General features: G+C 71.5%; 13 protein-coding genes. 3 read left to right on the top strand and 10 right to left on the bottom strand.

Annotated elements, in window-relative coordinates:
• Nucleotides 1-4 precede the first annotated feature (4 nt).
• The 7 genes from cydB to ACIP4P_RS32150 all read right to left on the bottom strand — a co-directional run bounded on the left by cydB (nucleotide 5) and on the right by ACIP4P_RS32150 (nucleotide 7650).
• The gene (gene cydB / locus ACIP4P_RS32180; protein WP_400924513.1) at nucleotides 5-1060 is read right to left on the bottom strand and encodes a cytochrome d ubiquinol oxidase subunit II; all 1056 of its coding nucleotides are present in this window, start codon (nucleotides 1058-1060) and stop codon (nucleotides 5-7) included.
• A 32-nt stretch (nucleotides 1061-1092) separates the two neighbouring features.
• Nucleotides 1093-2637 carry a cytochrome ubiquinol oxidase subunit I gene (locus tag ACIP4P_RS32175; protein WP_350517759.1) on the bottom strand — a complete coding sequence of 515 codons (1545 nt, stop codon included), beginning with the start codon at nucleotides 2635-2637 and terminating at the stop codon, nucleotides 1093-1095.
• A gap of 354 nt (nucleotides 2638-2991) precedes the next feature.
• On the bottom strand, nucleotides 2992-3603 hold the full coding sequence (locus tag ACIP4P_RS32170) for a Uma2 family endonuclease (protein ID WP_400924511.1): 612 nt from the start codon (nucleotides 3601-3603) through the stop codon (nucleotides 2992-2994).
• Between the two features lie 140 nt (nucleotides 3604-3743).
• Nucleotides 3744-5243, bottom strand: a complete 1500-nt coding sequence (locus ACIP4P_RS32165; protein WP_400924509.1) for a sensor histidine kinase — start codon at nucleotides 5241-5243, stop codon at nucleotides 3744-3746.
• A 12-nt stretch (nucleotides 5244-5255) separates the two neighbouring features.
• Complete coding sequence (locus tag ACIP4P_RS32160) at nucleotides 5256-6044, bottom strand: response regulator transcription factor (RefSeq protein ID WP_400924507.1); 789 nt, start codon at nucleotides 6042-6044, stop codon at nucleotides 5256-5258.
• Nucleotides 6045-6315: 271 nt separating this feature from the next.
• Nucleotides 6316-6792 (bottom strand): carboxymuconolactone decarboxylase family protein, encoded by a 477-nt coding sequence (locus ACIP4P_RS32155; RefSeq protein WP_400924505.1) that lies wholly within the window; start codon nucleotides 6790-6792, stop codon nucleotides 6316-6318.
• A gap of 90 nt (nucleotides 6793-6882) precedes the next feature.
• The gene (locus ACIP4P_RS32150; protein WP_400924503.1) at nucleotides 6883-7650 is read right to left on the bottom strand and encodes a helix-turn-helix domain-containing protein; all 768 of its coding nucleotides are present in this window, start codon (nucleotides 7648-7650) and stop codon (nucleotides 6883-6885) included.
• A 249-nt stretch (nucleotides 7651-7899) separates the two neighbouring features.
• Between ACIP4P_RS32150 and ACIP4P_RS32145 the strand changes: the two genes are divergently transcribed.
• The 3 genes from ACIP4P_RS32145 to ACIP4P_RS32135 all read left to right on the top strand — a co-directional run bounded on the left by ACIP4P_RS32145 (nucleotide 7900) and on the right by ACIP4P_RS32135 (nucleotide 10449).
• Nucleotides 7900-8754, top strand: a complete 855-nt coding sequence (locus ACIP4P_RS32145) for an alpha/beta fold hydrolase (protein ID WP_400924501.1) — start codon at nucleotides 7900-7902, stop codon at nucleotides 8752-8754.
• A gap of 80 nt (nucleotides 8755-8834) precedes the next feature.
• Nucleotides 8835-9659 carry an alpha/beta fold hydrolase gene (locus ACIP4P_RS32140; RefSeq protein WP_400924499.1) on the top strand — a complete coding sequence of 275 codons (825 nt, stop codon included), beginning with the start codon at nucleotides 8835-8837 and terminating at the stop codon, nucleotides 9657-9659.
• 19 nt (nucleotides 9660-9678) lie between these two features.
• Nucleotides 9679-10449: a MerR family transcriptional regulator gene (locus ACIP4P_RS32135; RefSeq protein ID WP_400924497.1), complete on the top strand. Its 771-nt coding sequence runs from the start codon at nucleotides 9679-9681 to the stop codon at nucleotides 10447-10449.
• A 35-nt stretch (nucleotides 10450-10484) separates the two neighbouring features.
• On the opposite strand, the gene ACIP4P_RS32130 is transcribed toward ACIP4P_RS32135, so the two are convergent.
• The 3 genes from ACIP4P_RS32130 to ACIP4P_RS32120 form a co-directional block, all read right to left on the bottom strand.
• Nucleotides 10485-10886 (bottom strand): hypothetical protein, encoded by a 402-nt coding sequence (locus ACIP4P_RS32130; protein WP_400924495.1) that lies wholly within the window; start codon nucleotides 10884-10886, stop codon nucleotides 10485-10487.
• 130 nt (nucleotides 10887-11016) lie between these two features.
• Nucleotides 11017-11439, bottom strand: a complete 423-nt coding sequence (locus ACIP4P_RS32125; protein WP_400924493.1) for a hypothetical protein — start codon at nucleotides 11437-11439, stop codon at nucleotides 11017-11019.
• A 103-nt stretch (nucleotides 11440-11542) separates the two neighbouring features.
• Nucleotides 11543-12175: a DUF5666 domain-containing protein gene (locus ACIP4P_RS32120; protein ID WP_400924491.1), complete on the bottom strand. Its 633-nt coding sequence runs from the start codon at nucleotides 12173-12175 to the stop codon at nucleotides 11543-11545.
• Nucleotides 12176-12179 lie beyond the last annotated feature (4 nt).

The following is a 12179-nucleotide window of genomic DNA, read 5'->3' as shown; positions in this document are numbered from 1 at the left end:
GGCGTCAGGCCTGTTCGGACGGAGCGGACGGGGCGGACGGGCTGGCGGGGGCGGCCGGCTGGTGGGCGCCCGGGATGTGCTGCACCCCGATCCGCTTGCGGAACACCCAGTAGGTCCAGCCCTGGTAGAGCAGCACCAGCGGGGTGAACACGGCGGCCACGATGGTCATCAGCTTGAGGGTGTACGGCGAGGAGGCCGCGTTGCCGACGGTCAGGCTCCAGTCCGGGTTGAGCGTGGAGGGCATGACGTTCGGGAAGAGCGCCAGGAAGAGCATCGCGACCGCGGCCACGATGGTCGCCCCGGAGAGCACGAACGCCCATCCCTCGCGGCCCAGTTGGTTCGCCGCCAGGGCCCCGAGCAGGGCCAGTACGGCGATCACCATGGCGACCAGGCTGCGGCCGTTGCCGCTGTCGGCCTGGGTCCAGATCAGGAAGGCCAGGGCGAGCACCGCGGTGGCCAGGCCGGCCAGCAGGGCGGCCCGGCGGGCCCGTTCGCGGATCTCGCCGACCGTCTTGAGCGCCGCGAACACCGCGCCGTGGAAGGTGAACAGGGCGAGCGTCACCAGGCCGCCGAGCAGCGCGTACGGGTTGAGCAGGTCGGCGAGGCCGCCGACGTAGTTCTTCTGCGCGTCGATGTCCACGCCGCGGACGATGTTGGCGAAGGCCACGCCCCACAGGAAGGCCGGGAGCAGGGAGGTCCAGAAGATGGCCTCCTCCCAGTTCCGCTGCCAGCGGGCGCCGTCGCGCTTGGCCCGGTACTCGAAGGCCACGCCGCGGACGATCAGGCAGACCAGGATGACCAGCAGCGGGATGTAGAAGCCGCTGAACAGGGTCGCGTACCAGTCCGGGAAGGCCGCGAAGGTGGCGCCGCCGGCGGTGAGCAGCCAGACCTCGTTGCCGTCCCAGACCGGGCCGATGGTGTTGATCAGCACCCGGCGTTCGGCGGTGTTGCGGGCGAGCGGCTTGGTGAGGATGCCGATCCCGAAGTCGAAGCCCTCCAGGAAGAAGTAGCCGATCCACAGGACCGCGATCAGTACGAACCAGACGTCGTGGAGTTGCATGACCCTTGGTCTCCTTTCCGTGGGTCGGTACGTCAGTACGCGAAGGCGAGCGGCTTGTCGGCGTCCTCGTCCGAGGACGGGCCGCGCAGCGTCGGGTCCTTGGCCGGGGGTTGCTCGGTCACCACCGGGCCGGCCTTGGCGTACTTGACCAGCAGTCGGACCTCGACCACGGCGAGGATCGCGTACAGCGTGGTGAAGGTGGCCAGGGCGCCGATCTGGGTGCCGATGCCGACGTTCGGGGAGACGGCGCTGGCGGTGGTCATCAGGCCGAAGACGGCCCAGGGTTGACGGCCCATCTCGGTGAAGATCCAGCCGAAGCTGTTGGCGATCAGCGGGAAGCCCATGGTCAGGATGCCGATCCGCCAGCTCCACTTGGTGAGCAGCGGCCCCATCTCCCGCTTCGGGGTGAGCATCAGCCGGGGCACCTCGGTCTCGCCGGTGCGGAAGTCCGGGTGCAGCAGGAACTTCCGGCGGGTGGTCCAGAGGCCGATCAGGGCGGCGACGAAGGAGGTCATCCCGAAGCCGATCATGAAGCGGAAGCCCCAGTAGGTCACGAAGACGCTCGGGATGTAGTCCTTGGGGTCGCCGCCGTGCGCGGCGGCCTCGGCGGCCGCGGTGTCGTTGATGCCGGGGACGGAGGAGCTGAAGTCGCTGTGGGCGAGGAAGGAGAGTATCCCGGGGATCTCCAACTCGACCGAGTTGTGGCCCTTGCTGACGTCGCCGACCGCGAAGATCGAGAACGGTGCGGGTGACTGGGTGTCCCACAGCGCTTCGGCGGCGGCCATCTTCATCGGCTGCTGCTCGAACATGACCTTGCCGAGGGTGTCGCCGCTGAGCGCGGTGCCGGCGCCGAAGACCACGGCGAGCACCAGGCCGAGGCGCAGCGAGGTGCGCATCACGGCGGTCTTCTTGGGGTCGGCGGTCTCAGGCTTGCGCTTGGCCTTCCAGAGGTGGAAGGAGGCGATGCCGACCATGAAGGCGGCGCCGGTGAGGAAGGCGGCGGTCAGGGTGTGGAAGACGACGGTGAGGGTGGTGTTCTGGAACAGCACCTTGGTGATGTCGGTGAGCTGCGCCTTGCCGGTGGCGGGGTCGATCGCGTAGCCGACCGGGTGCTGCATCCAGGAGTTGGCGGCCAGGATGAAGTAGGCGGAGAGCACGGTGCCCAGCGAGACCATCCACATGCAGGCGCAGTGGATCTTCTTCGGCAGCTTGTCCCAGCCGAAGATCCACAGGCCGATGAAGGTGGACTCGAAGAAGAAGGCGATCAGCGCCTCCATCGCGAGCGGGGCACCGAACACGTCGCCGACGAAGCGGGAGTAGTCGGACCAGTTCATGCCGAACTGGAACTCCTGCACGATGCCGGTGACGACGCCCATCGCGATGTTGATGAGGAAGAGCTTTCCCCAGAACTTGGTCGCGTGGAAGTACTTCTCCTTGTTCGTACGCACCCAGGCGGTCTCCAGCCCGGCCACGATCGCGGCCAGGCTGATGGTGAGCGGTACGAAGAGGAAGTGGTAGACGGTGGTGACTCCGAATTGCCATCGCGCGATGGTCTCGTGAGCGATTGCCAGTTCCACGTCGCCCTCTCTCCAACCAGCCCTTCCTCAGGGCGTTTTCGGGACAAACTTCATCTATAGCCGTAGACCGTTGCACAACCGCGCAAGCTTGTCCGCTTGTGAACGTGAACACGTTCACAAGCACAGTATCCACCATCCTTACGGGGGAACCGCAGGTGGGGTGGGGTTGACGCGGCGTGGCGGGGCGTGACGGTGCGCACAGTCTGCGGGCCACGACCGCGGCCGACAACGATCGGACCGGGGCGGGCGGGCCCCGGATCCTGGCCGAACCGGCGCTTGACAGCACCGCGCCCCGCTCGCGACGGCGAGCGGGGCGTGCTAGACGGCCCGACCGGCGGGCGTGCGGGGCGGCGTTCAGCCGCGGGGCTCCCCGGTGATGTCGGGGCCGATCACGAAACCCTTGGCGGGGCCCTCCGGGATCACGGCCTCCTTGCCGTACGGGGTCCGGGTCGACGAGGCGTAGGCGCCGCGCGCCCGGTCCGGGCCGGTGAGGACAGTGACGGCGCCGCCGTCGTCGTAGTCGTCGATGATCACGTACACCGGGATACCGGCGGCGGCGTAGGCGCGGTGCTTGCGGACATGGTCGCGCTCACGGGCTTCGGCACCGGGCGAGACGGTCTCGACGACCAGGGGGATCCCGGAGGCGAGCAGACCCAGAGCGTCGGGGTGCTCGATCTCCTCGTCGTCCTCGGGTGTCACATACACGTCCGGGATGAACACCTTGAGCCCGTCGATGACATTGCAATCGGCTCCCGGCGCCCACCCGGAACCTTCCAGGTGGCCGACCAGGGCCACGAGCAACCGCCTATTGATGCGGGCATGGCGGATGTTTCCGGTGGGTGACAACGTGATCGGCCCCTCGATGATCTCCGCACGGAAGCCCTCGGGCACATCCATGGACTTCCATGCCTGCCACAGTTGCTGGTCCAGGTTCACGACGGTCTCCTCGACGACGAGCACGCTCACGAGACACCTCTTTCCCGTCCAGTGTGATCAGCCCGTGCGAGGTCGCACAAGCAATGGCCGTACGGTCGCACACGACCGGAGGGCCGATCGGGTGAACGAGGTCCGGTTCACCCGATCGAGGTGTTTCAGACGGGAAAAGGTCAGCGCTGGCGCGGGAGTTCGACCCGGAAGGTGGCGCCGACGCCGGGGGCGGTGTCCAGGGTGAGGGTGCCGCCGTGGGCGCGGGTGAGGGCGGTGGCGATGGCGAGGCCGAGGCCGCCTCCGCCGCCGTTGTCGCGGCTGCGGGAGGCGTCGACCCGGTAGAAGCGGTCGAAGACGCGCTGGGCCTGCTCCTCGGTGAGGCCCGGCCCGGTGTCGGCGACCTCCAGCAGGCAGACCCCGTCGTCCCCGGCGCCGACCCCGATCCGCACCGGGGTGCCGGCCGGGGTGTGCTTGACGGCGTTGCCGACCAGGTTGGTGACCACCTGCCGCAGCCGGGCCTCGTCGCCGAGGACCGGCGCCGCACCGGGCGCGCCGGTGCCGGCCGGGCCGGTGAGGGCGACCGGGCGGCTCGGGTCCAGGGCGGTGAGGTCGTGCAGGGCGTCCGCGGCGAGGGTGCGCAGGTCCATCGGGGCGAGGTCGAGCGGGCGTTCCTCGTCCAGCCGGGCGAGCACCAGCAGGTCCTCGACCAGCGTGCCCATCCGGACCGCCTCGCTCTCGATCCGGGCCATGGTCCGGGTGACGTCCGACTCGGTGGGCAGCGCGCCCATCCGGTACAGCTCGGCGAAGCCGCGGATGCCGGCCAGCGGGGTGCGCAGCTCGTGCGAGGCGTCCGCGACGAAGCGCCGCATCCGGGCCTCGGACTCGGCGCGGGCGGCGAACGCGGCCTCGATCTGGGTGAGCATGCCGTTGAGCGCGATGGACAGCCGGCCGACCTCGGTGCCCGGGGAGAGTTCCGGCATCCGGTGCGACAGTTCGCCGGCGGCGATCCGGGCGGCGCCGGCCTCGATCCGCCGCAGCGGCCGCAGTCCGGCCCGGACGGCGAAGAAGCCGAGCGCGGTGATCAGCAGCAGCACGCCGCCGCCGATCGCCAGGAAGGAGTTGCTCAGCCGGCGGGTGGTGGCGTCGATGTCCTCGCGGGAGACGGCCACCATCACATAGGTCGGGGTGGTGGCGGGCGCGGCGTACGCGGTGGTGCCGGGGGTCGCCGTGCGGGGCGCCTGGATCGGCAGCACCAGCACCCGCCAGCTGTGGTGGCCGCGCTGGTCGGGCAGGTCGAAGGGGGTGTCGGGGGCGGTCTGGGTCGGGTCCAGCCCGGCCAGTTGGGGCGCCGGGTCGCTGTCCGAGACGGGCTGGCGCAGGGACCCCTGGACCTTGCCGTCCGAGGACAGCCACTGCACCAGGTACTGGCTGGGCAGGCTGATCCGGCGTCCGGAGAGGACCGGCTTCCCGCTCCCCGGCACGGACAGCTGGGTCGGCGCCTTGCGCGACAACGGCACGCCGTAGCGCTGGAGTTGCTCGTCCAGCTGGTCCACCAGCTGGGTCCGGACCGCCCCCAGCACGAAGGTGTCGCTGACCACCAGCCCGGTGGTCACCAGGACCAGCGCGAGGATCAGCAGCCGGGCGCGCAGCGACAGTTGGGAGGTGAAGCGGGTGAACACGGGCCGGACCGGTCAGCCCTGCGGCGGGCGGCGCAGCGCGTAGCCGATGCCGCGCACGGTGTGGATCAGCTTGGGGCCGTGCGCCGGGCCGGAGTCCAGCTTGCGGCGCAGGTAGGAGATGTAGGACTCGACGATGGAGAGGTCGCCGCCGAAGTCGTAGGCCCAGACGTGGTCCAGGATCTGCGCCTTGGACACCACCCGGCCGACGTTGGCCAGCAGGTAGTGCAGCAGCTTGAACTCGGTCGGGGAGAGCGCGACCGGGGTGCCGGCCCGGGTCACCTCGTGGGCGACCGGGTCGAGGGTGAGGTCGGCCACGACCAGTCGGCCGTCCTCGGCGGGGCCGCCGGCCCGGCGCAGGATCGCCCGGATCCGGGCGATCAGCTCCTCCAGGCTGAACGGCTTGGTGACGTAGTCGTCCGCGCCCGCGGCCAGGCCCTGCACCTTGTCGCCGACGCCGTCCTTGGCGGTGAGGAACAGCACCGGCAGGTGGTCGCCCGGGTGCCCGTGCGCGGGCCCGGCGATCTGGCCCCGGCTGGTGCGCTCGCGCAGCTTCTCGACGACGGTGAAGCCGTCGAGGTCGGGCAGCATCACGTCGAGGACCACCAGGTCCGGCCGCTCGGCGGCGATCAGCTCCAGCGCCTCCGTCCCGCTCGCGGCGGAGGCGACCCGGAAACCGGAGAACCGCAGCGAGGCGGCGAGCAGTTCGCGGATGTTCGGCTCGTCGTCCACGACGAGGAGGAACGCCTCGCCCTGGCCCCCGGCCACAGTGGGGCCGCCCGGTGTGGTGACAGTGCCTTGCACGGGGGTTTCGCCTCCCGGTCGGACGTTGGCGTTCAGCATGAGGCTAGCCCCCGGAGGCTACGCGGCATCGATGAATGTTGGATTAACACCTTAACGGTCGGTTTTTGCGCCACAAACCCTTGGGGGTGGGGCTCGGTGGTGTGCGTACGGGGGCTTCGTACGGGGGCTTCGTACGGGGCGTCCGACGGTGACGACCGCGGCCGGCCGGGCGGCGGGATCCACCCGGCCCTCCGCGGCGGTTCCTCCCGGACCGTGCCGGGCGGATTCTCGGTCAGTGCCGGGCGAACTGGCCCGGCCGGTAGGAGCCGGCGGGCTGGCGGATCATGACGTTGGCCCGGTTGAACGCGTTGATCAACGCGATGGTGCCGACCAGCGCCGCCAGTTGCTCCTCGTCGTAGTGCTTCGCCGCCTCCGCCCACGCCTCGTCCGTCACCCCACCGCCGTCGGCCAGCCGGCTGCCCTGCTCCGCGAGCTCCAGGGCGGCCCGCTCGGCGTCGGTGAAGACGGTGGCCTCGCGCCAGGCCGCGACCAGGTTCAGCCGGGTCGCCTCCTCCCCCGCGTGCACGGCGTCCTTGAAGTGCATGTCGACGCAGAACCCGCAGCCGTTGATCTGGCTGGCCCGCAGTTGGACCAACTCCTGGGTCGCGTACGGGAGGGTCGAGTCCGCGATCGGCTGGTGGGCGGCGATCAGGTGCTGGTAGATCTTGCCCAGGACCGGGCTGGCGAAGGCGTTCAGTCGGGCTTCCATCGGATGCTCCTCGGATCGGTTGTGCGCTGCTGCCCCTTGAGACCGGACAGCCGGGCGGGTTGTGACATCCGGGCGCCGATGTGGCCCGGATCACCCCGCCGCGTCGTCCGTCTCCGCCGTCTTCTCCATCTTCTCGGGGTCGCCGCCGAGCGGCTTGGCGTGCAGGACCTCGCGCCCGTGCTCGGCGGCCCGGGCGATCGCCTCGGAGATGAAGTCGAGGAAGCGCGCGATGTTCTCCAGCCGGTTGCCGGCCGGGGTGTCGGCGCCGAGGACGCCGACGCCCTGGCGGGTGGTGTCCACCAGCCGGGCGGTGGCCTGGGCGCTGACCACCATCGAGCGGTACCAGATGTCGTCGTCCACGAAGTAGCGCTCGCGACGGCGTTCGTCCCGCTCCCGGGTCACCATGCCCTGGCTCTCCAGGAAGGAGATCGCCTTGGAGACGGTGGCCGGGCTGACCTGGAGGCGCGCGACGAGTTCGGCGGCGGTGAGGCTGCCCTCGTCGGTGAGGTAGAGGCAGGCCAGCACCCGGGACGCCATCCGGCCCATGCCGGACTGCATCAGGCCGATGGTGAACACCTCCTCGTACGCGCTCACCGCCTCGGCGTCGCGGCCGTGCGGCTGCGGGACGGCGTTCGGCGTCCCGGCCGCGGGCTGGCCGCGGCGCTGGGCCCGCCGGCCGGTGGCGCGGTGGGCGAGGTCGGCCCGGTAGGCGGTGGGGCCGCCGTTGCGCATCACCTCGCGCGTCACGGTCGAGGTCGGCCGGTCCAGGCGCCGGGCGATCTCCGCGTAGGCGAGGTCGTCGGCCAGTCCCAGCGCGATCTGCTGGCGTTCCTGCTGGGTGAGTCTGCCGCCCGGCATCGCGGTCTCCTTCGGGATCCGTGGTCGCTGCCCGCAGAATAGCGTTCACCCACAGTCCATTGCAACGAATGGCCGCCGGGTCGTTGCATTACCTTCAGGGTCGTTGCAATGAATTCCCTCATTCCACCTGCAGTGATGCGATTTCTGCGCAACGACGTCGTTGCCAACATGCTGAACGCAACGTAGCTTTTCCCTCACAAGAAAGCAGCGGCCGAACCGCGGACCGCCGCCGGAGAAGGAGCAGAACCGATGCAGCAGCTCACCGCCACCACCGTCACCTCCACCACCGCCCGCACCGCCGCCGTCCCCGCCTGGAGCGGCATGGTGCGGGTCGACGACACCGCCCTGGCCGTCACCGACACCGGCGGCACCGGCACCGTGGTGGTCTACCTCAACGGCAGCTACGCCGACCGGTCGCACTGGCGGCGGGTGATCGCCGACCTCGGCGACGGCTACCGCCACATCAGCTACGACGAGCGCGCCCGCGGCAAGTCCGCCACCGCCTCCGACTACTCCTTCGAGGCGACCGTCCGCGACCTCGACGCCGTTCTGGACGCCCGCGGCGTCCAGCGGGCGGTCCTGGTCGGCTGGTCGTACGGCGCGATGATCGCCGTGCACTACGCCGCCCGCCGCCCCGAGCGCGTGCTCGGCGTGGTCCCGGTGGACGGCGCGATGCCCGTCGAACCGCTCGACGAGGAGGCCAAGGCGAAGGTCCGCGGCCTCTTCCGCCGCCTCAGCCCGCTCTTCCCGGTGTGCCGGCGCCTCGGCATGGCCGCCCGGATGAGCGCCCCGCAGCACGCCGAGATCAACCTCGAACTGATCGACCTCTCCGCCCCCGACACCCTGCTGCCCGTGCTGGACCGGATCGCCGTCCCCACCCGCTACGTGCTGGCCACCGGCGGCAACCTCGGCGCCGACGAGAAGACCATGGAGGGCCTGCGCGCCGTCGTCACCGAACTCGCCGCCCACCACCCGCAGATCCGGATCGCCGCCAAGGTCCCCGCCAACCACTCCAAGATCCTCCGCCGGGAGCACGCGGCCGTCGCGGCCACCGTCCGCGAACTCGCCGCCGCCACCGCCCCGCAGGCCGGCCGAAACAGCTGAAACAGCTGAATCGGCTCGGCCGAAACGGCTCGACGACCGGCCTTGACGTTGACCCGAGGTCAAGGCTCACGCTGAAGGGCATGAAGACGAACGCGAACGCGCGGCAGCACCCGACCACCCCCGCCTGGACCGGCCTGCTACCGGTGGAGGACACCGCCCTGGCGGTCACCGACACCGGCGGCGACGGCCGGCCGGTGCTCTACCTCAACGGCTCCTACTGCACCCAGCGGGACTGGCGCGGCGTCATCGCCGAACTCGGCGACGGCTACCGGCACATCACCTTCGACGAGCGGGCCCGCGGCAGGTCGGCGAAGTCCGCCGACTACAGCTTCGAGGCCTGCCTGCGCGACATCGACGCCGTCCTCGACGCCACCGGCGTCCAGCGCCCGATCATCGTCGGCTGGTCCTACGGCGCGGCCCTCGCCCTCCACTGGTCCACCCGCAACCCCGACCGGCCCGCCGGCGCCGTCATGGTCGACGGCGGCTACCCCTGGGACTACCTGGCCACCGTCGAGGGCGGCCGCGAGGCCGGCAAGGAGCAGATCCGCAAGCTGTTCCGGCGGTTCGCCCCGGTCATGCCGCTGGTCCGCCCGTTCGGCCTGGCCGCCCGGATGTCGGCCGCCGACCACGCCGAGATCAACATCGAGCTCAACGAGATCGTCGCCGACAGCGCCCCCGTCTTCGACCTCGTCACCTTCCCGATGCGCTACCTCGTCGCCACCGGCGCCAGCCTCGGCGGCACCGCCGAGGGCCTCGCCGCGATGCGCGCCACCCTCGACCCGGTGCTGGCCCGCAACCCCAACGTCAAGGTCAGCGCCACCGTCCCCAGCAAGCACACCAGCATCCTCCGCAAGGACGCCCGCGCCGTCGCCGACGCCGTCCGGGAGATTGCCGAGCTCGGCTGACCGCTGGTCAACTGATGCCATGACAGCGGGAGTGACGATCGGCCAGGCCGCGGCCTTCGTCGGCATCACGGTGAAGACCATCCGGCACTACCACAAGAACGGCCTGGTCGAGGAGCCCGAGCGGGACCGCTCCGGCTACCGCCGCTACGGCAGCGGCGAACTGCTCCGGCTGGTCCAGGTCCGGACCCTGGCCGCGGCGGGCGTACCGCTCGCCGAGATCGGCCCCGTCCTGGACGCCGACCCCGAGACCTTCACCGCCACCCTGGCCGACGTCGAGCAGAGCCTCACCGACCGGATCGACGACCTGGTCGCCCGCCGCGACACCCTGCGCCGACTCGCCACCGGGGACCGGGTCCTGCTCCCCCCGCGGGCCTGCGCCCTGCTCGACCGGATGCCCGGCCTCGGCTTCGACGCCGACGACGTCAGGACCGCGCACGAGGCCCTGGTCCTGGTCCGGGCCCTGATGCCGGAAGGCTTCGACGAATACCTCGGCCAGATCGAGCACGGCCTGGCCGACCCCGGACACGTCGCCATGACCAAGCTGACCTGGAGCGCCGGGAAGTGGGCCGCGGACGACCCCAGGATCGAGCAGCTCGCCGAGCAGGTCGCCGCCCACTTCATCGCCGACCCCTCCCTGCTGCCCACTCTCGACGCCCTCCGCACCCGCGCGGACGGCGACACCCGCCACCGACTCCTCACCCACCACGGCGAGGACGAACGCCCCGGCTGGACCCGGCTGTCCGCCCTGATCCAGCAGAAGCTCCGCGCCGCCGGGCTCGACCTCCCGTAGGGCCTGTCCCCGGACTCCCGCCTGCGGGGCACCCGTCAGGCCCACCCGGGGAAGGCCGTGGCCAGCGGCGCCCGACGGGTGAGGACGGCGACGGCGACCAGCGGGAGTGCGGCCAGGCCCTCGACGGCCGCGAACCAGACCGGCGACGAGCCCGGCAGCAGGTCGACGCCGATGACCGCGACCGGCATCACGGTGGCGAACCTGCGGACCCGCTGGAAGGCCTGCCGGTCGCCGTCGGCGGCGCGGGTGGTCAGCCGGACGAGCAGGGGCGTGAGCGCGACCAGGATCGCGGCACGGATCCACACGAAGGAGGGCGTCCCGTGGCCGGCCGCCGCCAGCACGGCGACGGTCGCGAGGGCGACGGCGTTGCCCGCGCCGCAGAGCCCGACGCACTTCTTCACCGTGGCGAAGGCTTCCTGGGTCACGGTGTCGGCCATGATGTTCCTCCCCGTCGTTCTTCTGGTACCAACTACCCTACGGGGAAGCCCACTTGGCCGGTACGGGCCCGGCCGTACGGCGGGGTGGGTCCAGCCCCGCTCCGGGCCCGCGCCGGGGGGGCACCGGGCGTCACGGCTTGGGGAAGGCGGCGGCCACGGCCTTGGTGCGGGTGAGGACGGCGACCGGGAGGAGCGCGAGGGCGGAGAGTCCCTGGAGGACGGCGTACCAGGCCGGGCAGATGCCGGGGATCAGGTCGACGGCGAGGACGGCGATCGGCATCACGGTGCAGACGGTCCGGATCCGGTCGAAGGCCTTGTACTCGCCGCCGGCGGCACGGGCGGCGATCCGGAGGAACACCGGGGCGAGGGCGGGGAAGATGAAGCCGCGGATCCACATGAACGGGGTGGTCGGGTGGCCGGCGGCGGCCATGACCGCGACTGTCGCGAGGGTGATCAGACCGATGGCGCCGAACAGGACGATGCACTTCCTCGCCGTGGAGAAGGCCTCGTCGGTACGGGAGTTGCCGAGGGTCGCGGTCGTCGTGGTCGCCATTGTTCCGTCCTCCGTGTCGTGGTGAGAACGAATCTACGGAGACGGCGGTCGGGTCGACACCGGTCTGGCCCCACACCTGGGGTGGGGCCAGACCCACCCCCGGTCAGCCGCCGGACGGGTTCCTCGGGGCGCCCCCGCCGCCTCCGCCACCGCCGAAGCCCCCGCCACCGCCTCCGCCGCCACCACCGCCACCGAAGCCGCCCGCCGCGCCCTCGACCAGCTGGCTGGCGGCGTAGCCACCGTTCGCGTCCGGCGTGCCGACGACGGTCACGCTCTGCCCGGGCTGGAGGTCGGCGACCTTGCCCTCCTTGTTGAGCTGGACCTTGGTGGAGTCCGCCGTGGTGACCTTGACGGTGTTGCCGTTGGCGTCGGTCAGGTAGACGGTGTTGCCGTCGACGGCCTTGACCGTCCCGCGCGTGAACCCGGCCTGCCCGGCGCCCTGTCCACCGCCCTGACCCTGGCCACCGCCCTGGCCGCCGCGGCGCCCGCCGCCGTTCTGCCCGTACCCCCCGGCCGGAGCCGCGGCCGCCCGGGCCGGGGACTTCGCCCCGGAGGAGGTCCCGTCGTTCTGCTGGTACCAGACCCCGCCCGCGAACGCCCCGGTCGCGATCACCCCGCCCGCCAGGACCAGCGACAGCCAGGGCAGCTTCCGCCGTGGCGGTGCGGCCAGTTCCGCGCTCACGTCGCGCGCGTCTGGCGGGGTGGCCAGCAGGGCGACCTGCTCGTCGTGCTCCATCGGA

Source organism: Kitasatospora sp. NPDC089509, assembly GCF_044749365.1.
In the GTDB taxonomy this organism is placed as follows: domain Bacteria; phylum Actinomycetota; class Actinomycetes; order Streptomycetales; family Streptomycetaceae; genus Kitasatospora.
The sequence above is the reverse complement of the archived record's forward strand: the minus strand, read 5'-3'. Positions and strand labels throughout refer to the sequence as shown.

Bases quoted from the DNA above. Each gene is read 5' to 3' on its own strand.
- cydB (WP_400924513.1), bottom strand. From the start codon at position 1,060: ATGCAACTCCACGACGTCTGGTTCGTACTGATCGCGGTCCTGTGGATC.
- ACIP4P_RS32155 (WP_400924505.1), bottom strand. From the start codon at position 6,792: ATGGAAGCCCGACTGAACGCCTTCGCCAGCCCGGTCCTGGGCAAGATC.
- ACIP4P_RS32150 (WP_400924503.1), bottom strand. From the start codon at position 7,650: ATGCCGGGCGGCAGACTCACCCAGCAGGAACGCCAGCAGATCGCGCTG.
- ACIP4P_RS32145 (WP_400924501.1), top strand. From the start codon at position 7,900: ATGCAGCAGCTCACCGCCACCACCGTCACCTCCACCACCGCCCGCACC.
- ACIP4P_RS32140 (WP_400924499.1), top strand. From the start codon at position 8,835: ATGAAGACGAACGCGAACGCGCGGCAGCACCCGACCACCCCCGCCTGG.
- ACIP4P_RS32135 (WP_400924497.1), top strand. From the start codon at position 9,679: ATGACAGCGGGAGTGACGATCGGCCAGGCCGCGGCCTTCGTCGGCATC.
- ACIP4P_RS32130 (WP_400924495.1), bottom strand. From the start codon at position 10,886: ATGGCCGACACCGTGACCCAGGAAGCCTTCGCCACGGTGAAGAAGTGC.
- ACIP4P_RS32125 (WP_400924493.1), bottom strand. From the start codon at position 11,439: ATGGCGACCACGACGACCGCGACCCTCGGCAACTCCCGTACCGACGAG.
- ACIP4P_RS32120 (WP_400924491.1), bottom strand. From the start codon at position 12,175: ATGGAGCACGACGAGCAGGTCGCCCTGCTGGCCACCCCGCCAGACGCG.